Source organism: Streptomyces marianii (genome assembly GCF_005795905.1).
GTDB lineage: Bacteria > Actinomycetota > Actinomycetes > Streptomycetales > Streptomycetaceae > Streptomyces > Streptomyces marianii.
Genome location: NZ_VAWE01000001.1, coordinates 7,504,957 through 7,525,054 on the forward strand (window position 1 = coordinate 7,504,957; position 20,098 = coordinate 7,525,054).

Annotated in this window: 18 protein-coding genes and 1 pseudogene; 5 read left to right on the forward strand and 14 right to left on the reverse strand. The window is 72.1% G+C overall.

Annotated features, from left to right (window positions below; translation table 11 throughout):
• Window positions 1–102: 102 nt before the first annotated feature.
• Both FEF34_RS33990 and FEF34_RS33995 read right to left on the reverse strand, forming a co-directional pair.
• Window positions 103–2,193, reverse strand: a complete 2,091-nt coding sequence (locus tag FEF34_RS33990; protein WP_138056586.1) for a VMAP-C domain-containing protein — start codon at window positions 2,191–2,193, stop codon at window positions 103–105.
• Window positions 2,190–2,603 carry a CU044_2847 family protein gene (locus FEF34_RS33995; protein ID WP_138056587.1) on the reverse strand — a complete coding sequence of 138 codons (414 nt, stop codon included), beginning with the start codon at window positions 2,601–2,603 and terminating at the stop codon, window positions 2,190–2,192. Before FEF34_RS33995 ends, FEF34_RS33990 begins: the two co-directional genes overlap by 4 nt.
• Before the next feature lie 497 nt (window positions 2,604–3,100).
• Here FEF34_RS33995 and metG point away from each other — a divergent pair, with 497 nt between their 5' ends.
• Window positions 3,101–4,855: a methionine--tRNA ligase gene (metG, locus tag FEF34_RS34000; RefSeq protein WP_138056588.1), complete on the forward strand. Its 1,755-nt coding sequence runs from the start codon at window positions 3,101–3,103 to the stop codon at window positions 4,853–4,855.
• A gap of 154 nt (window positions 4,856–5,009) precedes the next feature.
• Here the strand turns inward: metG and FEF34_RS34005 are convergent.
• The 4 genes and pseudogenes from FEF34_RS34005 to FEF34_RS34020 form a co-directional block, all read right to left on the reverse strand.
• Window positions 5,010–5,177, reverse strand: a pseudogene (locus tag FEF34_RS34005) (MerR family transcriptional regulator); the annotation flags it as partial.
• 51 nt (window positions 5,178–5,228) lie between these two features.
• Window positions 5,229–5,576: an HAD family hydrolase gene (locus tag FEF34_RS34010; protein ID WP_407698322.1), complete on the reverse strand. Its 348-nt coding sequence runs from the start codon at window positions 5,574–5,576 to the stop codon at window positions 5,229–5,231.
• A 35-nt stretch (window positions 5,577–5,611) separates the two neighbouring features.
• Window positions 5,612–6,094 (reverse strand): Lrp/AsnC family transcriptional regulator, encoded by a 483-nt coding sequence (locus FEF34_RS34015; protein ID WP_138056589.1) that lies wholly within the window; start codon window positions 6,092–6,094, stop codon window positions 5,612–5,614.
• Between the two features lie 78 nt (window positions 6,095–6,172).
• The gene (locus FEF34_RS34020; protein ID WP_138056590.1) at window positions 6,173–6,541 is read right to left on the reverse strand and encodes a hypothetical protein; all 369 of its coding nucleotides are present in this window, start codon (window positions 6,539–6,541) and stop codon (window positions 6,173–6,175) included.
• Between the two features lie 726 nt (window positions 6,542–7,267).
• Between FEF34_RS34020 and FEF34_RS34025 the strand changes: the two genes are divergently transcribed.
• Window positions 7,268–8,785 carry an FUSC family protein gene (locus tag FEF34_RS34025; RefSeq protein ID WP_138056591.1) on the forward strand — a complete coding sequence of 506 codons (1,518 nt, stop codon included), beginning with the start codon at window positions 7,268–7,270 and terminating at the stop codon, window positions 8,783–8,785.
• Window positions 8,786–9,267: 482 nt separating this feature from the next.
• On the forward strand, window positions 9,268–10,431 hold the full coding sequence (locus FEF34_RS34030) for a nitric oxide synthase oxygenase (RefSeq protein ID WP_138056592.1): 1,164 nt from the start codon (window positions 9,268–9,270) through the stop codon (window positions 10,429–10,431).
• 513 nt (window positions 10,432–10,944) lie between these two features.
• Here the strand turns inward: FEF34_RS34030 and FEF34_RS34035 are convergent.
• The 6 genes from FEF34_RS34035 to FEF34_RS34060 form a co-directional block, all read right to left on the reverse strand.
• A complete protein-coding gene (locus tag FEF34_RS34035; RefSeq protein ID WP_138056593.1) occupies window positions 10,945–11,865 on the reverse strand; it encodes a sirohydrochlorin chelatase in 921 nt (306 codons plus the stop codon).
• 88 nt (window positions 11,866–11,953) lie between these two features.
• Complete coding sequence (locus FEF34_RS34040) at window positions 11,954–12,970, reverse strand: N-acetylglucosamine kinase (protein WP_138056594.1); 1,017 nt, start codon at window positions 12,968–12,970, stop codon at window positions 11,954–11,956.
• The gene (locus FEF34_RS34045; RefSeq protein WP_138057892.1) at window positions 12,967–13,629 is read right to left on the reverse strand and encodes a uracil-DNA glycosylase; all 663 of its coding nucleotides are present in this window, start codon (window positions 13,627–13,629) and stop codon (window positions 12,967–12,969) included. Before FEF34_RS34045 ends, FEF34_RS34040 begins: the two co-directional genes overlap by 4 nt.
• A 47-nt stretch (window positions 13,630–13,676) precedes the next feature.
• Entirely contained in the window at window positions 13,677–14,765 is a 1,089-nt protein-coding gene (locus tag FEF34_RS34050; RefSeq protein WP_138056595.1) for a WD40/YVTN/BNR-like repeat-containing protein, read from the reverse strand.
• A gap of 196 nt (window positions 14,766–14,961) precedes the next feature.
• Window positions 14,962–16,041, reverse strand: a complete 1,080-nt coding sequence (locus FEF34_RS34055) for an NADH:flavin oxidoreductase/NADH oxidase (RefSeq protein WP_138056596.1) — start codon at window positions 16,039–16,041, stop codon at window positions 14,962–14,964.
• Window positions 16,042–16,180: 139 nt separating this feature from the next.
• Window positions 16,181–16,681: a MarR family winged helix-turn-helix transcriptional regulator gene (locus FEF34_RS34060; RefSeq protein ID WP_138056597.1), complete on the reverse strand. Its 501-nt coding sequence runs from the start codon at window positions 16,679–16,681 to the stop codon at window positions 16,181–16,183.
• Window positions 16,682–16,800: 119 nt separating this feature from the next.
• On the opposite strand from FEF34_RS34060, the gene FEF34_RS34065 reads away from it, so the two are divergent.
• Entirely contained in the window at window positions 16,801–17,214 is a 414-nt protein-coding gene (locus FEF34_RS34065; RefSeq protein ID WP_138056598.1) for an organic hydroperoxide resistance protein, read from the forward strand.
• Window positions 17,215–17,454: 240 nt separating this feature from the next.
• Entirely contained in the window at window positions 17,455–17,835 is a 381-nt protein-coding gene (locus FEF34_RS34070) for an ArsR/SmtB family transcription factor (RefSeq protein ID WP_171053199.1), read from the forward strand.
• Window positions 17,836–17,985: 150 nt separating this feature from the next.
• On the opposite strand, the gene FEF34_RS34075 is transcribed toward FEF34_RS34070, so the two are convergent.
• Both FEF34_RS34075 and FEF34_RS34080 read right to left on the reverse strand, forming a co-directional pair.
• Window positions 17,986–19,362, reverse strand: coding sequence for an FAD-dependent oxidoreductase (locus FEF34_RS34075; protein ID WP_138056600.1), 1,377 nt, complete (start codon window positions 19,360–19,362; stop codon window positions 17,986–17,988).
• 60 nt (window positions 19,363–19,422) lie between these two features.
• The gene (locus FEF34_RS34080) at window positions 19,423–20,055 is read right to left on the reverse strand and encodes a DUF305 domain-containing protein (protein WP_138057893.1); all 633 of its coding nucleotides are present in this window, start codon (window positions 20,053–20,055) and stop codon (window positions 19,423–19,425) included.
• Window positions 20,056–20,098: the final 43 nt, after the last annotated feature.

The following is a 20,098-nucleotide window of genomic DNA, read 5'->3' on the forward strand; positions in this document are numbered from 1 at the left end:
CCGGGCTCCTCGTCTTTCGTACGCCTGGAGCAGGAGCATCCTCCGGAACCCGACCACCGTAGCGACCCGAGAGAAGGGTGCATAGTGGAATGGATCGGTAGATCATGGGGCCTCCAGGGGTTCATCGGTCTCGGGCAGCGGGCGGGTCGGATCGTCGTACAGCAGCGCGACGCCCTTTGACCAGTACGCCTCGGGGATACCCGCGCTGGTGTCGGCACGGAGCCGCCAGACGGTGTCGGGCAAATTGTCGGCACGACCGGCTGTTCGCACGGTCCACTGAAGGCCGCGGTGGAAGTCGGCGCAGATCCAGTCCCGCCCGCCCGGCTCCCGACGCCACAGGGCCACACCGTATCCGGCTGCCACGATGTCCTGGCGTGCGGTGTGATGCCGGTTGGCGGAGTGGCACAGGGCGGGCAGGGTGCGGGCGTGCAGAGTACGGAGAGCGCCGATGTCAGGGAGCGGCTGTGAGCGGCTGTCCTCGCAGTCGAGGACGGTGAAGGGCAGCAGCGGGCCGGAGTGAACCGATTGCCAACGCCGCTCGCGGTTGGCCAGCTGATGCGCTGACTCCTTCGCCGAGCGATCCGAGCAGCGCACGACGACCGGCCGGAGCGCCCCGACCGGGTGACGCCCATCCGCTACCGGCCAGTCGTGGACAGGCAGACCGAGCAGGGGGAGAGGCAGGGCGACCTGCAAGACGGCGGGCCGGCCGGGCTCGTCCAGACGACGGAACGCCTCGGTCAGCGAGCCGCTGAGCCGTTGCGGCAGTTCGTCCAGTGCGGTGCCACCGAAGTCCTCCGCCAGCGGCTCCAGTCCGCCGGAGCCGTGCACCAAGCAGATCCGCCAGTCGTAGCGGTCGGGCTCCCAGCCACGCGGAACCAGTTCCAGCAGGACGGATACGCCGCTTGCCGAGGATCCGGACGCCGAGGCGCGGAGCGCCGTGAACGAGGTGACGGCACGGGAGTGCAGGCGGCTCTCCCTCTCGTCTGCGAGGGCGCGTCGCACATGGCGCGGAACGGCGGCTGCGGCAGCGGTCGCCTCAACCCAGCGCCATATCCCGCGTTCGGTACCCGAGAGGGCCGGATAGGGACGCTCCGCGGTTGCGGCAAGCACGGCGTACCGCAATATGGCCTCCAGCTCGGCGGTGCCGCTGCGCAGGTCGTACAGCAAGCCCATGCCCTCTCGCCAACTGCGCGGAGCGAGCGGCACCATGGGGCTGTGCCCGCGGTGGACCAGAGCGATCAGCCCCTCCAGCGCGCGGGTGCTCGTCGGAGGCGGAAGTTCGGCGAGGAGACCGAGCAGTTCGGTGCGCTGGCCAGGTGTGAGGGCGCGGCCGGCGGTGGCGCGTATGACGCTCTGGGCCTCGGTCCAGGTGCCGGACAGACTGCGGACGTCGTGCTGGCGGTCAGCGTGGTGACGGTCGTGAGCGTGGATGACTCGTTGATACAGGTCGTCCGTCTCGGTTTGGACCTGTGCGGCCGGCATCGGAATCCGGCGCAACTGTACGAGTGATACGGCCAGGCCGCCGTCGAGACCCCTGCGACGTCCCTTGACGACTCCGAGGACCTCACCGCGGGTCAGGTCGACCACGGGGCCGCCGGAGACTCCTTCCGGCATCTCATCCTCGTTGCCGAGTCTCAGGATGCCGTCCTGGCCCAGTCCCCCGCGGATGGTGCACCTGCCGTAGAAATCCTGGATCTCTCCCTCCACCTCGGTGCAGCCGAAATAGGCGACCTCTTTGCCGCTGACGGCCTTCGCGGACCGTTCGCTGACCCATACACAGGGATGTTCGACCGGTTCGAGCAGGCGAATCAGAGCGAGGTCGGGCGCGGGCCATATGCCTGTTCCGGCACGTGACAAGGGTTCTGCCCATTCGACGACTCCGGCCACGGTGCCACCGCTGAAGCTCACCGCGACCTCGCGCGCGCCCTGCCCCACAGCAGTCGCCTCCTGCCGAGTCTCGCTGTTCAGCACCACATGCGCACAGGTCAGCACCCAGTTCGGGGCGATGAAGAAGCCACTGCCCCAAGGTCGAGGTGCCGCATCGCCATCAGTGCTGTCCTCAAGGATTCCTCCCATGGCGTACCCGGGGGCCGGAGCATGAATGCGCACCGTGGCGGCGGCCGCTAGGTGCACAAGGGGCTCCAACAGGTCGAACCCGTCGTCGTACGCGCCCCCCTCGGCCACGGTGGTCACCGAACATCCCCTCTGGGAGCAGGTGCCGGAGTTGGCGAGCCCGGGGCCGCGGGCGCCGTGCCGAGATCCGCCGGAGGACCGTCGTGTTGCCAGGTGAGCGTGACCGTCACCGCGCTCTTCGCCTCACCGTCGGCGAGGAGTCCGACGACCTTTCCGGATTTGACAGCGAACTCGATACCGAAGGCGATACTGACCTCGTCCGGCCGGACCGCTCTGACGCCGTCCGCGAGTGAACTGGCAACCCCCGTAACCAGTTCCCGAAGGCTCTCGAGCCGCGCCGCGGCCTGTCCTGAGAGGCCACTGTCCGCGTACCCCCCGGGCGTGGAGGCGTCCAGTTGCTCCGCCCCATGGACCCGGGCCCACACCGGAGTGCCGTCCGGCAGTTCCACGCGCATCACATCGTCCGCCATGTCATCCCCCCCGTCGTCCGGCGACCTGGTGACTGATCAGGCTAACGTCGACGTTGTGCCCTGGGGAGGGCTCGCGCATTCTTGTGATCGTCGGGCGCTTGACTCTCAATGCCGTGTCGACATCCGCGGTTCCGGTCCCCCCCCGGACCTTTGCTTGGCCGGCGCTGCGGTGCCACCGGGCCTTACGTTGGCGGTGACTCGGTAGAATTGGGGTTGTCTTGACGGAGTTCAAGGGCTGTCCCGTCATCACCGGTGGATCGGCGCGCGGCGTCAGACGCGGTGCATCGCAAGGCGGAGGGTCGTCCTCATACTCGGCGTATTCGGGCGATCCGGCAACGCAGCGAGGTGCCACAGCCGTCGTCGTGCGCCCGCTGGGGATTACGGGACAGCCCTTCGCGGACACGAACACCAAGAAATCGCATTGGCTGCAACTTCCCGACATTGGCCCGCCGGGGCACTGCCACCGGCGCCGTACGTACGAAATGGAGCATCCGAGGATGGCTCGACACCTGGTCACCAGCGCGCTTCCCTACATCAACGGGATCAAGCACCTGGGCAACATGGTCGGGTCGATGCTTCCGGCGGATGTGTACTCCCGGTACCTCCGCCAGCGCGGTCACGACGTCCTGTACATCTGCGCGACCGACGAGCACGGCACGCCGGCCGAGCTGGCCGCCAAGGAGGCAGGGCTCTCGGTCGACGAGTTCTGCGCCAGAGCCCATGACGCGCAGAAGGCCGTGTACGACGGGTTCGAGCTGGCCTTCGACTACTTCGGGCGCAGCTCGTCGCCGCAGAACGTCGAGATCACCCAGCGCTTCGCGCGCAAGCTGAACGAGAACGGGTTCATCGAGGAGCGCGCGATCCGTCAGGTGTACTCGCCCGTCGACGGCCGCTTCCTGCCGGACCGGTACGTCGAGGGCACCTGCCCGCACTGCGGTTACGAAAAGGCCCGCGGCGACCAGTGCGAGAACTGCACCCGGGTGCTGGACCCGACCGATCTGATCGACCCGCGCTCGGCGATCAGCGGCTCCACCGATCTGGAGGTCCGTGAGACCAAGCACCTCTTCCTGCTGCAGTCCAAGCTCCAGAACGAAGTCTCGGAGTGGATCGCCACCGTCAGCGCGGAGTGGCCGCATCTGTCCACGTCCATCGCCCACAAGTGGCTGGCCGAGGGGCTCAACGACCGCGCCATCACCCGCGACCTGGACTGGGGTGTCCCGGTCCCGGCCGACACCTGGCCGGACCTCGCGGCCGAGGGCAAGGTCTTCTACGTCTGGTTCGACGCCCCGATCGAGTACATCGGCGCGACGAAGGAGTGGGCGGACGCCGCCACCGACGGCGAGACCCGCGACTGGAAGTCGTGGTGGTACGAGGCCGACGACACCGTCCGCTACACGCAGTTCATGGCCAAGGACAACGTTCCGTTCCACACGGTGATGTTCCCGGCCACCGAACTCGGCGTGCGCGAGGCGTGGAAGAAGGTCGACGTCGTCAAGGGCTTCAACTGGCTGACGTACTACGGCGGCAAGTTCTCGACCTCGCAGAAGCGCGGGGTCTTCACCGACGCGGCCCTGGAGATCCTCCCTGGTGACTACTGGCGCTACTTCCTGATCGCCAACGCCCCCGAGTCCGACGACTCCTCCTTCACCTGGGAGCACTTCACCGCCACGGTCAACAAGGACCTGGCCGACACCCTCGGCAACTTCGTCAACCGCGTGCTGTCCTTCTCCCGGAAGCGGTTCGGCGACGAGGTCCCGGCGGGCCACGCCGCTGGGGGCAACTCCCAGGCCGAAGGCTCTGGGGGAGAGGCGGAGGCGAAGCTGGGTGAGGAGATCGCACGGCTGCTGGCCGAGTACGAGGAGCAGATGGAGGCCCTCCAGTTCCGCAAGGCCGCGGCCGCGCTACGTGCCCTGTGGTCGGCCGGCAACTCCTACCTGGAGGAGAAGGCCCCCTGGCTGGAGATCAAGACCGACCCGGGCGGCGCGGCGCTGACTCTGCGTACGGCGATGAACCTGATCCACCTGTACGCGGTCGTCTCCGAGCCGTTCATCCCGTCCACGGCTGCTGCCATGCGCGGAGCCTTCGCGCTGGAGGGCGACACCGCGACCTGGGTGACTGCTGAGCAGGCCAAGGCCCTGGACGCGGTCCCGGCCGGGACCGCGTTCATCGTCCCGCCGGTGCTCTTCGCGAAGATCACGGAGGAGGACCTGGAGTCCTACCGCGACCGCTTCGGCGGCGCCGAGGACGCCTGACCGTATCGTTCGCACCCGTATCGTTCGCACCCGTACCGTCCGCGCTCTCATCGGACGGTACGAGGGCGAGACGGGTGGCCAGGTCCGCGGCCGGTACGTTCATCAACCGGATGTACGCCGGGCAGCGCGGGACGAGGCCGCCACGACCTCGCCCCAGCGCGGCCTGAATCCTGTCCCGACCGAGACCGATCTCACGGTAGACGACGACGCGGCGCAGGCGCTCCAGATCACCGGCAGTGTGGAGCCGGTATCCGGCAGCCGTGCGCAGCGACGGTCGCGCCAGACCGGTCTCATCCCAGTGGTGCAGCGCGCGGACTGTCACGCCTACGAGTGCCGAGGCCTGACCGACGGTCAGGCCGTCGACGTCAGTGCATCAGGCATGTCCCTCACTATCGCCGCCGCGAACGCCGCCCGGCGGGGTGATCCCGACGGCTTCGAGGTTCCGCGCCTCCTGGCTGACCGGATGTAGGCGCGGTTCTTGCCGGCCAGCAGCTCCGCGATGGACCAGATCCTCGATGGACGCATCGAGCCCGTACTCCTGGCTCAGCCGCTCCAGGGTCTCGCGGGTGCCGATCCCGATGAAGCGGGTGTGGTGCTCCCATGTGAAGTCCGTGACGCCGTACCCGGCGAGGACGCGTCGGCCCGCTTCGTAGTAGTTCGGTTCGCTGTCCACCAGCGTTCCGTCAAGATCGAAAATGACCGCAGCACGCGCAGTGCTCATGCCCCCAGGATGCCGACCGGCCGTCCGGGCCGAGGTCAGCGCACGGTGCGGGTGCGCCGGCCGACCGACTCGACCAACGGCAGCATCCGGTGCGGCACACGTTCCCGCAGCGCCATCTCCGTCCGTGTGCGGACGACGCCCGGCAGATTGATCAGGCGCTGGATCACGTCCTCCAGATGGCCGTTGTCCCGGGCGACCACCCTGGTCAGCAGGTCTCCGCCGCCCGTGATGGAGAACGCCTCGACGATCTCCGGCACCTCGGCCAGCGCTTCGCCCACGTCGTCCAGATGCCCTTGGGTGACCTCGATGTGGACGAACGCCAGCACCGGATGACCGAGCGCGGCGGGGGACAGCACCGGACCCGTGCCCGTGATCACACCAGTGCGTTCCAGCCGGTCGATCCTTGCCTGGAGGGTTCCGCGCGCGATGCCGAGGACGCGCGCGTACTCCCGCACGCTGGTGCGCGGCTGCTCGATCATCAGACGCAGGATGCGGGTGTCGAGTTCGTCCACCGCCATGGCCGTCGGCCTCCCTGCAGCCCGTCGTTCCCCGCCGTGACTGTACCAATGGCCCAGTCATATGCGCTCCTGCCCCCGTCAGGTCTCCTCCTCCATCCGGATGGCGGCCTTGAGGTCCTCGTGCGCCTTGCCGGGTTCGCCCTCCTGGGATTCGAGCAGCGCGGCGGCGATGGCGTCCAGCTTCCGCTGGAGCGCACGCTCGCTGCGCAGCTCCGAGTTCTTCAGCAGCGCCAGAAGCATCAGGGTGACAGCCGTCATGCACTCCCCGGCGAAGATCTTCCACTTCAGGGAGACGTCCGCGAAGTGCACCGCGACCACCCCGGCGACCACCAGCAGACAGAGCCCGAAGAAGGCCGGTGAGCTGGTGAAGTTCGAGGCCTTCTCCGCGAGTAGGTCGAACTTTCCGGGCCTGGGCCCGCCTCGGTCGGCGGGATGCCGTGTCGTCATCGCTCGCTGCCCCCTTCCGGGCCGCCGAGCACATCGGCCGCGCCCCTCGGATCCGCCACCAGCTCTTCGTATACCTCGGCCCGGGCGCCCGCACGCGGTACGGCCGAGGGGCGGATCGTCGCCACCGGGCCACGGACGTCCGGAGCGGTTCCGCCGTGCTCGGCGGGATCCGGCTGCGGCCGCAGTGAGCCGCGCCGCACGGAGGTCCGGAAGGACGAATTCGAGCGGCGCCGTCCCCGCGGCATGCCTGACGAGGCCCCGGTGCAACGCGGCGAGGGACGGAGCCGGGGCGGGCGGACCGCGACTTCGCCGAACCGCTCCAGGAGCCGAGGGCCGTCCGGACCGGGTGCGGATCTTGTGCGCTCTCCGCTGACGCCGGCGTTCCGGTCCCGTCTCCCGAGGCCCGTCACGTTTCCGCGCGGCACCTGTGTGAGGCCGCCGCGGCTCAGGGGCAGGGGCGTCGGCGGAGAGGGCGTGGCAGGGACACGAGGCGACGCGGTGCGCCGGAGCCTCGCCGCCGGCGGGCCCGGCGGCGGCCCGTGCGCCCCTGACTGGTCCGATGGCTCGCCCACTCGGGTGCTTCGTCGTCTGAGACCCGGCCAATGGCCCATAGGTTCAAGCCCGCCTTGAGCCAGTGGGGCAGGGGATGTTCTCATATACCTGTCGATGGCGCTGCGGACTCCGCGGCGCCTTTTTCATGCCGGTACGTCGAAAGGGCGGGAAGAAGTGCTGAAGAGGGTGTTCGTGGCTCCGGACCCGGGGCTGCTGCGGCTGCGCAGCGCCACGCGGGCCGTCCTCGGCATCGCGGTGGCCGTGGCCGTGTGCGCACTGACGGGCCACACGCTCACCGCGGTCATCACCGGAGGGCTCGCCGCGCTCCTGGCTCTCTTCACGGTCACCGACCCGCGGGTCCGGGACCAGGCCGTCACCACCGCCCTGCTGCCCGTCGTGGGTCTTCCGGTGCTCGCCCTCGCGGCCGGTCTGCACGCCACTCCCGGCGCCCGCGACGTCGCCTTCGTGGCCGTGGCCGGTGCCGCGGTCTACGCACGGCGCTGGGGCTCGCGCGGGCACGCCCTCGGGGTCTTCGCGTTCATGACCTTCTTCGTGACGCAGTTCCTGCGCACGGTGCCGGCGCAGATCCCCGAGCTGTACTCCTCCGTGGTCCTCGCCGTCCTCGCCGCCTCCGCCGTCCGTTTCGGCGCCTGGTGCTTCGAGCGGCGGGTGTCGCCGCCCGCGGCCCGCGCGCTTCCGGCCGGAACGGGGCTCGGCCGGACGACCACCCGGCAGGCCGTCCAGGTGACCGTGGCCGGGGCGTTCGCCCTCGCCGCCGGACAGCTGCTCTCCGACGAGCGCTGGTACTGGGCCGTCGGCGCCGCCTGGTGGATCTTCGTCAACACCAGCGCGCGCGGCGAGACGTTCGTCAGGGGCTTCCGCAGGGTCCTCGGCACCGTCCTCGGCATCGCCGCCGGTCTGGTCGTCGCCATGCCCGTCCAGGGCGCGCTGCTGCCGACGGCCGTCCTGAGCCTGGCGTGCGTCTTCGGGATCTTCTACAGCGCCCCGGTCTCGTACAGCTGGATGATGTTCGCGGTGACCGTGCTCGTCTCGCTGCTGTACGGACTGCTCGGGGCCCTGGGGCCCGCCCTGCTCGCGCTGCGTCTCGCCGAGACGGCGGTCGGCGCCCTGGGCGCGGCGCTCGCGGTGGCGTTCGTGCTGCCCGTCACGACCCACTCGGCGACCAACGCCTGGATCCGGCTGACCGTGCGGTGTGTGCACGAGTGCACCACCGTCGCGATGCGCAGGCTCGCGGGGGACGCGACCGCCGACCCGGCGCCGCACGCCGCCGAGCTGGAGCAGCTCCTGGCGCGGGCGCGGATGTCCCTGGCGCCCCTGGTCCATCCCTTCAGCCCGCTGCGCGCCCGTAAGGCCCGGGCCCGGCAGGTCCTCGCCCTGCTGGACGACTGCGCCCGAGAGGTGCGCGGGCTGGCCGCCGTCGCGGCGGACCCGTACGCCTCTCACGACGCCCGGCTCGCCGCAGCCTGCTGGCGGGTCGAGGCCGCGGTGCACGCACTGGAGTCCGACGCCGAGCCCGGCCTCGGCCCCGCCCCCGCCCTCGCCGGCGCCGCCCCGCACCACCACCCGGGCGTCGAGGCCGCACTCACACATCTGCAGGGCTTGGAGCGCGCCCTCGCCGGACTCGCGACACCCCTGCGCACGTCCCCGCGAGCGCCGCTCGTCACCGTCTGAACCACGCGCGACCCACCGACGTGACTTCGCGCTCCGGGCGTTCCCGTGACCCGCTGGGCGCCCGCTCGGCGCACCGGTCCACGGCAGTGAGGCGGCCGGTCCGGCGGAAACCGGCCGATGGCGGTTCGCCGCGCCGCCCAGGGCGGCCGGCCCGGTGGGCAGCTGCCGGCGCCTACCGGCGTGCGCCTGGACGCACGCGCGTCAGCGGGGATCCCGTGCGCCGGGCGGCGGCTCCCAACCGGGCACGTGCATCTGGCATTTACAGGGTGGATCAGGCCAGGTTCGGGGTAGATCGGGCGGCATCCACTCAGCCTTCACACACCGGGGTGCGCACCATGCGGAAGTTCCTTCGTAGAGCCGCCGTCCGCAAGTCCCGCCCGTCGGATCCCCAGCCGGCCGGAGCGCAGCTCGTCCGGGCGGAGCCCGTTCCTCCGCCGGGGCAGTGCCCGGTCGGCCACTCCAGGCCCGCCGGAACGGCCCCGGTGCGGCCGGCACCGGCCGCCGACATCGCACAACTGCGCAAGGAGGCCGAGGAGTTCCTGCGGCTCTACCACCGGGAGGAGCGCGGGGCGGGCGACCCGGCAGCCCGGATCGCCGCCGTGCGCGCCGAGATTGATGCTACCGGTACGTACCGTCACACCGCAGACGAACTCGCTCACGGGGCACGCATGGCCTGGCGCAACAGCAACCGCTGCATCGGCCGCCTCTACTGGCGCTCCCTGCGCGTCCGTGACCGCCGCGACGTGCGCGACGCCGACACCATCGCCGCCGAGGCCGTCGCCCATCTGCGCGAGGCGACGAACGGTGGCCGGATCCGGCCGGTCATCACGGTCTTCGCGCCCGACGCCCCCGGCTGCCCCGGCCCTCGCATCTGGAACGAGCAGCTGGTGCGGTACGCGGGCTACACCGACGGCGCCGGCCGGGTCACCGGCGATCCGCGCAACGCCGGGCTCACCGCGTACGTGACGGGCCTGGGGTGGCCGGGCGGTCCCGGTACGCAGTTCGACGTACTGCCGCTGGTGGTCCAGGGCAGCGACGACAAGCCCCGCTGGTTCGGACTGCCGGACGACGCCGTGCACGAAGTCCCCTTGCACCACCCGGAGGACGACCGGTTCGCCTCGCTCGGGTTGCGCTGGCACGCGGTACCCGCCATCTCCAACATGTGCCTGGAGATCGGCGGCATCTGCTACCCGGCCGCCCCGTTCAACGGCTGGTACATGGGCACGGAGATCGGCGCCCGCAATCTCGCCGACACCGACCGCTACGACCTGCTGCCGGTCGTGGCCGCGCGGCTGGGCCTCGACACCTCCACCGACCGCACCCTCTGGAAGGACCGCGCGCTGGTCGAAATCAACCGTGCCGTGCTGCACTCGTTCGACCGCGCCGGTGCGACCATCACCGACCACCACACGGAGTCGCGCCGATTCCTCGCCCACCTGGAGCAGGAAGCCGGCCGGGGACGCCGGGTGGGGGCCGACTGGTCCTGGATCGTGCCGCCGATATCCGGCTCCGCGACCGGCGTCTTCCACCGCACGTACGACACGGTGCAGGCGCACCCCCTGTTCGTCCACCATCCGGATGCGCTCGCCCGGGCCCGGGGCGAGGAGCCGGCACCGGAGCCCGCACATGAGCCCGGCCTGGTCTAGACCGCCTGCTGCCGTCGGCCGGGAAGGGCACACGACCGGCCGGCGGGAGCGCCGGACGGCGCGGCACCAGGGGAGCACGGGAACGCGGTAGGGGCGTTCATCGGGTCGTTCACCTCGGCGGGCGGCCGCGGGATCGTCACGGCCGCCGTCGACCCGGCGACCGGTGTGCCGCACCGGGCGGGTTCGCTCGCCGTCCCGGCTGCGTCCTGCGTGGTCTTCGCCTGAGCCCTGCGGCTCCTCCCGGGCCTGCCCGGCCTCCCCGCCTCCCCGCGAGGGGACGCGGCACGCACGAGCCCCGGAGAACCCGTGGGCAGCAGTCCCCGTAGGCGTGAGGCCGGGTACGGGGCGGGCGAGCTCAACAGCCGTCCACACAAGACGCTCGGCTGGGGAACCCCAGCCGAGCGTCTGTCCAGCCTGCTCGCGACCACACGTCAGTGACCACGTGTTGCAACGACCACGAGAACGTGGGAACCCGGCGCGGGGTCCTTCGTCCGTGCGGAGCGCGGCGACCGGTCAGTGCGGCTGGACGCCCTGCGGCCGGGGCGTGATGCCCAGCGCGGTCGTGTACTGCGACAGCACCAGCTTGCCGATCGCGGGGTAGGCGCCCAGCGGCTCTGCGGCGGAGCACCCCGCCTCGGCGGCGGCTGCCTCCAGCAGTCCCTCGGGCACCTCGGGTCCGACGAGGTGCGGGGCCAGCGCGAGCTGGGCGGAGCCGGAGGCGCGCAGTTCCTCGGCCGTCGCCGCGATCGCGCCCTCCTGGTCCAGGGCGGCCGCCATGACCGGCACGGCGAGCCGCGCGGCCAGCAGCATTCCGGTGATACCGGCGGCCTGGACCGCCTCGTCGCCGCCGACCGTGGCCAGGACGATGCCGTCGGCCGCGGTGGCGACCGTGAACAGGCGCGCCCGGTCCGCACGGGCCAGACCCGCCTCGGACAGTCTCACGTGCAGGGCCTCGGCGAGCAGCGGGTGCGGGCCGAGGACGTCCGTCAGCTCCGCGGTGGCCCTGCTGTCCATGACGGCCTGGCGGATCCGGCGGACCAGTGCGCTGTCCGGGCCGGCGAGCAGCGGCACCACGACGGAGGCCGGGCCCTCGGGCTCGGCGACCTCGCGGCCGGCTGCCTGCGCCAGTTCGTAGCGCTCGGTGCGCAGCGCGGCGGAACGGGTCAGCACGCTCCCCAGCGTGGGGTACTCGGCGTCGTCGCCGTCGATGTAACCGATCGCGGCCTCGAGGCCGGGCAGCTCGGAACGGGCGATGCTGACGACTTCCTCGGCGAGGCTGCGTATCGCGGACGAGGGCGTGCCGGGCACGGCGAGAACGAGGGTCGGCGCGCCCTCGGGTGCCACCACGGGCTCGGGGCGGCGGTGCCGCCCGGGCTGGCGGGGTCGCGGCATTCGTACAGGGAGGCCGGATGCGGGCCCAGTGGGGGAGCTCATGGCGCCGCATGCTACTGGTTTCGTCGTCGTGCCTGCTCAGGGAGGGGGCGGTCGCGTGCCGTCTGTCCGTGTTTACCCGATGAGTTCGTTAACGGCTGCCTGTCCGGGTCTGTTCGGAAAGGGTGGTTGTGAGGGCGAGCAGAAGCGGATCCTGCGGCAGCCTCAGGGTGCCGCAGGCCAGTGCGGCGGCGACGGTCAGCGAACCGGCGAGCGGATCGCCTGCCGCCGACACCTGCCGGGCGTACGGGAGTTCCCGGGCGAGAGCGTCCCGCACGGGCGCGAGGAGAGAATCGCCCATCCGGAACAGCCCGCCGGTCAGGGCGACTTGACACTCACCTGCCGATGAGGGCGGGCAGACGGCCACGGTTGCGGCCGCGATGTGGTCCGCCGCTTCGGAAAGGATCCGCGCGGCGACCGCGTCGTCCGCGGCGCAGCGGGCGACCTCGGGTGCGAACGAGGCCAGCACGGCCGGCCGGTCGGTGCGCGGGTACAGCAGCCCCGGCAGCCCCGCCGCGGGTCCGAAGACGTCCTCGAGCCGTTCCAGCAGTGCCGGGGAGCCCCCCGCACGCCCGTCGTGGGCCCGCAGCGCGGCCTCCAGCCCGGCCCGGCCGATCCAGGCGCCCGAACCGCAGTCACCGAGCAGATGGCCCCAGCCGTCGGCACGGCGCCAGTTCGTGAGATCCGTACCGGTCGCGATCAGGCCCGTGCCGGCGGCGACGACCGCACCGGGGCGCTGGCCGAGGGCGCCCGCGTAGGCGGTGACGGCGTCGGCGGCGAGTGCGACCTGTCGCGCACCCAGCTCCCGCGAGAGCACACCGGGCAGTACGGACCGCAGTTCGTCGCCGAGAGTCGCCATCCCGGCCGCCCCGATGGCGACGGCGACGGGCGCCTCGGCCCCTGCCCGCAGCAGGAGCCCGCGGGCCATCGGCAGCAACTGCTCCAGCAGATGGGCCGCTTCGATCCCGGCGGGGCCGGTGCGGACGGGCTCCCGGGACGCGGCGGTCAGCGCCGCCGGCGGGTCGGCGGCCGGGGCGAGGGCGACGCGCAGGCCAGACCCCCCGGAGTCCGCCCCGAGGACCCAACCGCCCGCGCCGCTTCCGGTCATGGCAGCCGCCAGTCCACCGGCTGCGCACCCTGGCGGACGAGCAGGTCGTTCACCCTGCTGAACGGCCGGGAGCCGAAGAAGCCGTAGTCGGCCGACTTGGGGGAGGGATGGGAGGACTCGACCGCGGGGAGGTCGCCGAGCAGCGGCCGCAGATTGCGGGCGTCACGGCCCCACAGTACGGACACGAGCGGTTTACCGCGCGCGACGAGGGCGCGGATGGCCTGCTCGGTCACCTCTTCCCAGCCCTTGCCCCGGTGTGCGGCCGACCTGCGGGGCGCGGTGGTCAGCGCCCTGTTGAGCAGCAGCACGCCCTGTCGGGTCCACGGCGTCAGATCGCCGTTCGACGGCCGGGGCAGCCCGAGGTCCGTGTGCATCTCCCGGAAGATGTTCTCCAGACTGGCCGGCAGCGGCCGTACTTCGGGTGCCACGGAGAAGCTCAGCCCCACGGCGTGCCCGGGTGTCGGATAGGGGTCCTGGCCGACGATCAGGACGCGCACCTCGTCGAACGGCTGCTGGAAGGCGCGCAGCACATGCGCGCCCGCCGGCAGGTACGTCCGTCCCGCGGCGATCTCCGCGCGGAGGAAGTCGCCCATCGCGGCGATGCGTTCGGCCACGGGGTCCAGGGCGTCCGCCCACCCCGAATCGACGATCTCTTTCAACGGTCGTGCCACGAGGCGTCACTCTACTGGCCTCGCGGGGTGCCTCCTCAACCGACCGTGGCGGCCCGGACACACAGCACGTCCGGCAGATGGGAGGCCAACTGCCGCCAGCTGTCGCCGTCGTCCGCGCTCGCGTACAGCTCGCCGTTCCGGTTGCCGAAGTAGACCCCGGCGGGGTCGGCGCCGTCGGTGCACATCGCGTCGCGCAGCACCGTGCCGTAGTGGTCCCCCTCGGGCAGCCCGTGCGACAGCGGTTCCCACGTCGAGCCCGCGTCGGCCGTGCGGTAGACCCGGCAGCGCCGCTCGGCCGGGACCCGGTCCGCGTCGGCGTTGATCGGGAAGACATAGGCGACGCCGGGGCGGTGCGGATGGGCGACGACGGAGAAGCCGAAGTCCGACGGGAGCCCCGCGCCGATGTCCGTCCACCGGGCGCCCCCGTCGTCGCTGCGGTACACCCCCCAGTGGTTCTGGAGGTAGAGCCGGTCGGGATCGCCGGCGTCCTGGGCGATCTTGTGGACGCACTGCCCGAACTCCGGGTTCGGATCGGGCAGGAAGACCGCCGACACCCCCTCGTTGGACGGGCTCCAGGCGGCGCCTCCGTCATGGCTGCGGAAGACCCCCGCCGTGGACACCGCGACGGTCACCCGACGGGGGTCCCTGTCGTCGGTGACCACGGTGTGCACGGCCTCGCCGCCGCCGCCCGGAACCCATTGCGAGCGGGTGGGGTGCTCCCAGAGCGGCCGGACGAGCTCGAACGTCTCCCCGGCGTCCTCCGAGCGGAACAGTGCCGCCGGCTCCGTCCCCGCGTAGACCACGTCCGGGGCCGCGGGGCCCGCCGGATGGAGCTGCCAGACCCGCTCCAGGGAGGCTCCGGTGTCCTTGGGGAACTTCACCGCGGGCTTGGCCGGTTCCGTCCACGTCGCGCCCAGGTCGTCGGAGTGGAACACCGAGGGGCCCCAGTGGGCGCTGTCCCCGCCGACCAGCAGCCGCGGCACGGCGCCGCGGCGTGTGTCGATCCCGATCGAGTACACGGCCTGGGCGTTGAAGTGGGGGCCGTCGAACTCCCATCGGCCGTCTCTCCCGTGCCCCAGGAAGAGCCCCTTGCGTGTGCCTACCGCCAGCAGAACGTCGGTCATCGCCGACACCTCCAGGACGCCGTTGTCGCGGACGGGAGCCAGTCTGCACCCACCCGCTGACAACGGCCCCCGGACGGCTCCTTCCCGCAGGTCGGCCCGGCCGTGCCCGGCCCCGGTGCGCCTCCGCGTCCGGTCCGGGCCGGCTACGGGTCGGACGCGCCCCGCACGGCATCGGGCCGGGCGCTGCTCCACGGGCTCAGACCGAGCGGTGGTACTGGTCGGGGATCCGGACCGGCCCGCCCAGTTCGCGTGCGGCGAGCCGGGCCCACGAGGGGCTGCGCAGCAGTTCCCGGCCGAGGAGAACGGCATCGGCCTCGCCGTTCGCGAGGACCTTCTCGGCCTGCTCCGGGTCGGTGATCAGGCCGACGGCCGCCACGGGCAGCGCCGTCTCGTTCCTGACCCGGGCGGCGAACGGCACCTGGTAGCCCGGGCCGACCGGGATGCGGACCCGCGCCGCGTTCCCGCCGGAGGAGACGTCGAGCAGATCCACGCCGTGCTCCCGGAGCAGGGCGGCGAAGCGCACGGTGTCGTCGGCGGTCCAGCCGTTCTCTTCGAGCCAGTCGGTCGCGGAGATCCGGAAGAACAGCGGGAGCTCCTGTGGCCACACCGTCCGTACGGCGTCGACGACCTCGAGTGCGAACCGGGTGCGGTTCTCGAACGAGCCGCCGTACGCGTCGGTGCGGTGGTTGCTGTGCGGGGAGAGGAACTCGCCGATGAGATAGCCGTGCGCGCCGTGCACCTCGACCACCTCGAAGCCCGCGTCCAGCGCCCGGCGCGCGGCCTCCGCGAACCGGGCGGGGAGCTCCGCGATCTGATCCGTGGTCAGCTCGTCGGGCACCGGGTACCCCCCGTCGAACGGGACCGGACTCGGCGCGACCGGCTGCCAGCCGCCGGAGTCCGGGCCCACCGGCCCGCCGCCCTTCCAGGGCCGGTCCGTGGAGGCCTTGCGTCCGGCGTGCGCGAGCTGGATGCCGGGGACGGTGCCCTGCTCCTTGAGGAAGCGGGTGATCCTGCGGAAGGCGTCGGTCTGGGTGTCGTTCCAGATCCCCAGGTCGTGCGGGCTGATCCGGCCCTCGGGGGCGACCGCGGTGGCCTCGACGAGGATCAGCCCGGTGCCCCCGGCGGCCCGGGCGGCGTAGTGGGCGAAGTGCCAGTCGGTGGGGACGCCCGCGTCCGGTCCCGTGGCCTCGGCGCTGTACTGGCACATCGGCGCCATCCACACGCGGTTCGGGATCGTCACGGACCGCAGGGTGTACGGCTCGAACAGTGCGCTCACGGCGGACTCCATTCACGGCGGGGCGAAGATGATGCTCGTACGATAGTCATCGTAGTACGGCGATTGTCAAACTACGAAGACTCTCGTACAAGAGGCGGGCCGGTCCGTACGTCGCGACCGTGCGCGTCCCGCCGTGGGGTCAGGCCGGCCCCGCGCAGCCGCCGAGCGGGTCGAGGTCCAGGTCGGCCCCGTCGAGCTTGGCGGTCAGTGCCGCCAGGCGCTCCTGCAGATCGCCGATCTCCTCCAGGGAGAGTCCGGTGGCCGCGGCGATCCTGCGAGGCACGAGGGCGGCCTGCTCCCGCAGGGCTGCGCCCGCGACCGTCGGCCGCACGGTGACGGAACGCTCGTCCTCGGCGCTGCGCCGGCGCTCCACGCGGCCGAGCGCCTCCAGGCGCTTGAGCAGTGGCGAGAGTGTGCCGGAGTCCAGTCGGAGGCGGGTGCCGATCGTCTTCACCGGCAGCTCGCCGTGCTCCCAGAGCACCAGCATCACCAGGTACTGGGGGTAGGTGAGGCCGAGGTCCTTCAGGACCGCCCGGTAGACGCCGTTGAAGGCCCGTGAGGCCGCGTGCAGCGAGAAGCAGATCTGGCGGTCCAGGCGGAGGATCTCCGTGTCCGGTACGGCATCCGGTGTCGTGTTCATGGGTTCAGGGTACCTGCCTTGCGAGCCATTTAGTTGTGCACAACTTAATTGTGTGCTCTAGTGGTGGCTGTCCGGACCGCCCCACGGGTCCGGCTCCGACGACCAAGGGATGGTTCTCCATGAACGCGCTGTACACCGCTGTCGCCACCGCGAACGGCCGCGAGGGGCGTGCCGTCAGCTCCGACGGCCGGCTGGACCTGCCGCTCGCCGCGCCCGCCGCCCTGGGCGGCAGCGGCGAGGGCACCAATCCGGAGCAGCTCTTCGCGGCGGGGTACGCGGCCTGCTTCGCCAGCGCGCTCGGCCTCGTCGGCCGCCAGGCGAAAGTCGACACCGGCGACATCTCGGTGACCGCCGAGGTGGGCATAGGCAAGGACGAGGACGGCGGCTTCGGGCTGGCCGTGGTCCTGCGCGTCGAGCTGCCGAGCGCACTCGAGGGCGGGACCGGCGAGCTGCTGGTCAAGCAGGCGCACCAGGTCTGCCCGTACTCCAAGGCCACGCGCGGCAACATCCCCGTCGAGCTGATCGTCGAGTAGCCGGGCGGGCCGGGTGGGGATCCGCCGTGGCGTTCCGGCAGGGGCGGGCGCGACGGCGGATCCCCACCCGGCGCCGGGAGCCGGCAGTAGGGCTGCCGATGCCCCCGCGAGGCAGATCGCATCGCCCGCGCCGCTGGTCGGGGCAGCGCCCCGCCATGTGGCGGCGTCCACGTGCTCGGTGGCGCGCCGGGTCGGCGGTACCGGCCCGCTGCGCGCGCGAACTACGACGACTTTCGTACCATGGGATCCCCGAACCCAAGTGGAGCCTCCGTGACCACCGCCGCCGGTCCCCGCCAGCTCGCCCACCCCACGCGCGACGAGATCCGGCTCGAGGGCGTGCTCCAGGCGCTCTCCGACCCGGTCCGGCTGCGCGTGGTGCGCGAGCTGGCGACCGCCGGGTCCGAGCTGTCCTGCTCGTACTTCGATCTGCCCGTGACCAAGTCCACCTCGACCCACCACTTCCGCGTGCTGAGGGAGAGCGGCGTGATCCGGCAGGTGTACCGGGGCACGGCGAAGATGAACGGGGTGCGCCGCGGCGACCTGGACGCGCTGTTCCCCGGCCTCCTGGACAGCATCCTCACCGCCGCCGCCGGTGAGGCGGCCCGTCTCGGCACCGGCTGACCTCGCCCCCGGCGCCGGCCGACCGTGCTCGCCACGGAACCACCGTGACCGCGGTACCGGCGGAGGCCGACCCTGCTCACTCCGGCGCAGGCCCGAGCCCCTCTGCCCGTCCGGTTCGGGCGTCCTGATCCCGTCGGCCGCCGTGCCGCGCTACGCGGCCGGGAGCCGCGGAGCCACGCCGACACCGGCCGCGCCCAGCAGCCCGTCCCAGTCGGCGATCTTCACCGAACGGCGCCCCAGCGATCGGCCCAGCGCCGTCTCGGCCTCCTCGATCGCCAGCCAGCCCGGCCACTCCACCGGCTGTAGCCCCGACTCGCGCAGCACGTCCAGGGGTTCGTCCGGGAGCGTGCGGGCCGACAGCGCGGGCGCGTCCTCGAGGACCGAGGCCACCGTCTCCTTCGCGCAGGGCCTGTTCGTGCCGATCACGCCGGTGGGGCCTCGCTTGATCCAGCCCGCCACGTACTCGCCCGGGGACGGCGAGCCGTCCCGCAGGACCCGCCCGGCCTCGTGCGGCACCGTGCCCCGGGTGGCGTCGAACGGCAGCCCGTCCAGGGGCGCTCCGCGGTAGCCGACCGCCCGCAGCACCAGCTGCGCCTCGATCTCCTCGTACGCGCCGGTGCCGCGCACCCCGCCCGAGCCGTCCGGCACGGTCCGCTCGAAGCGCACCGCTGCGACCCGTCCGCCCTCGGCGAGCAGTTCCACGGGACGCAGGAAGAAGCGCAGCCGGATGGTCCGTGCCCGGGCTCGCGAGGCGGCCTCGCCGGTCGTCGCCCAGCCGCGCACCACGTCGACGTTGCGCCGGTTGACCGCCGGCAGCCCCGTCGCGTCGGCGTACCCGGGGTCCAGGGCGAGGTCGGCCGGCTCGACGCCGACGGCCGCGTCCGGCAGCGCGCCCAGCTCGCGCAGCTCCTTGGTGGTGAACTTCGCCCGGGACGGGCCGCGTCGGCCCACCATGTGCACCTCCCGGACCCGGCTGCCGGCCAGCGCGCCCAGCGCGTCGTGCGGCACATCGGTCGGCAGCAGCTCCGCCGCACCGCGCGCGAGGATCCGGGTGACGTCGACGGCGACGTTGCCCACGCCGATGACCACCGCCGACCGGGCGCCGAGGGCGAATCCACTGTCCGCGGCGTCCGGGTGGGCGCTGTACCAGGACACGAAGTCGGTGGCCGAGCAGCTCCCGGGCAGATCCTCGCCCGGCACCCCCAGCCTGCGGTCCTTCGCGGCCCCGACGCAGTACACGACCGCGTGGTAGAGCCGCAGCAGACGCGCCGGCGTCAGGCCGTGCGCGCCCACCTCGACGTTGCCGACGAAACCGATCCGCTCGTCCTCCAGGACCGCCCGCAGGGTGTTCTGCAGGGACTTGATCTTCTCGTGGTCGGGCGCGACTCCGTACCGCACCAGCCCGTAGGGGCACGGGAGCCGGTCCAGGACGTCCACCCGGACGTCCGGCACGAGGGACTGCTGGACGAGGGCCTGAGCGGTGTACACCCCGCTCGGCCCGGATCCGACGACGGCGACTCGAAGCACGGCTGCGCTCCTTCCGCAGGGTGCTTCCAGCATTGCACCGGGCAGGCCGCGCGGTAAGTCTCACATCGTGCGCATACGGTTGATCTCCGCCGTCTGCTGCGCGATCACGTCATTGGCCATTTCCTCCACCTGGACGTTGCTCCCCTCGGACAGCACGGTCGCCCCCATCGTCAGCGCGCCCTGGTGGTGAGTGATCATCAGCTTGAGGAACAGCTCGTCGAAGGCCCTGCCCTCGGCGGCGCGGAGCCGCGCCAGCTGCTCCTCTGTCGCCATGCCCGGCATCGCGCCGTGGTCGTGGGCCCCGTGACCGTCCGCCGCACCGTCCTTGCCGTGTGCTGTCAGCCAGCCCCGCATCGCACCGATCTCCGGCTCCTGCGCTGCCCTGATGCGATCGGCGAGACGCTTCACCGGGGTGCCGCCGGCCCGCTCGGGCACGAGCGCCGTCATCTCCAGCGCCTGGGCGTGATGGACGATCATCATCCGGACGTACGTGACGTCCGCGGCGTTCGGGCTGTCGTCCGGCAGCTCCTTCGCGGCCTCCTCGGGGGAGAGCGTCCTCGCGGGTTCGCCCGGCTTCCCCGGGGCCACGACCGCAGCGCCGCGCTCGCCCCCGGCCTTCGCGTCGCCGCCGGACCCCGACTCGCAGGCTCCGAGGGCGAGTACGGCCACCACGACGGCCGCGACGAATTTCATGACGTCCCTGTTGCCATCTGTTGATATGGGCATGCCGAGGACG

Excerpts from the sequence above, each read along its gene's own strand:
- FEF34_RS33995 (WP_138056587.1), bottom strand. The coding sequence starts at position 2,603 with ATGGCGGACGATGTGATGCGCGTGGAACTGCCGGACGGCACTCCGGTG.
- metG (WP_138056588.1), top strand. The coding sequence starts at position 3,101 with ATGGCTCGACACCTGGTCACCAGCGCGCTTCCCTACATCAACGGGATC.
- FEF34_RS34010 (WP_407698322.1), bottom strand. The coding sequence starts at position 5,576 with ATGAGCACTGCGCGTGCTGCGGTCATTTTCGATCTTGACGGAACGCTG.
- FEF34_RS34015 (WP_138056589.1), bottom strand. The coding sequence starts at position 6,094 with ATGGCGGTGGACGAACTCGACACCCGCATCCTGCGTCTGATGATCGAG.
- FEF34_RS34020 (WP_138056590.1), bottom strand. The coding sequence starts at position 6,541 with ATGACGACACGGCATCCCGCCGACCGAGGCGGGCCCAGGCCCGGAAAG.
- FEF34_RS34035 (WP_138056593.1), bottom strand. The coding sequence starts at position 11,865 with ATGAGCTCCCCCACTGGGCCCGCATCCGGCCTCCCTGTACGAATGCCG.
- FEF34_RS34040 (WP_138056594.1), bottom strand. The coding sequence starts at position 12,970 with ATGACCGGAAGCGGCGCGGGCGGTTGGGTCCTCGGGGCGGACTCCGGG.
- FEF34_RS34050 (WP_138056595.1), bottom strand. The coding sequence starts at position 14,765 with ATGACCGACGTTCTGCTGGCGGTAGGCACACGCAAGGGGCTCTTCCTG.
- FEF34_RS34060 (WP_138056597.1), bottom strand. The coding sequence starts at position 16,681 with ATGAACACGACACCGGATGCCGTACCGGACACGGAGATCCTCCGCCTG.
- FEF34_RS34065 (WP_138056598.1), top strand. The coding sequence starts at position 16,801 with ATGAACGCGCTGTACACCGCTGTCGCCACCGCGAACGGCCGCGAGGGG.
- FEF34_RS34070 (WP_171053199.1), top strand. The coding sequence starts at position 17,455 with ATGGGATCCCCGAACCCAAGTGGAGCCTCCGTGACCACCGCCGCCGGT.
- FEF34_RS34080 (WP_138057893.1), bottom strand. The coding sequence starts at position 20,055 with ATGAAATTCGTCGCGGCCGTCGTGGTGGCCGTACTCGCCCTCGGAGCC.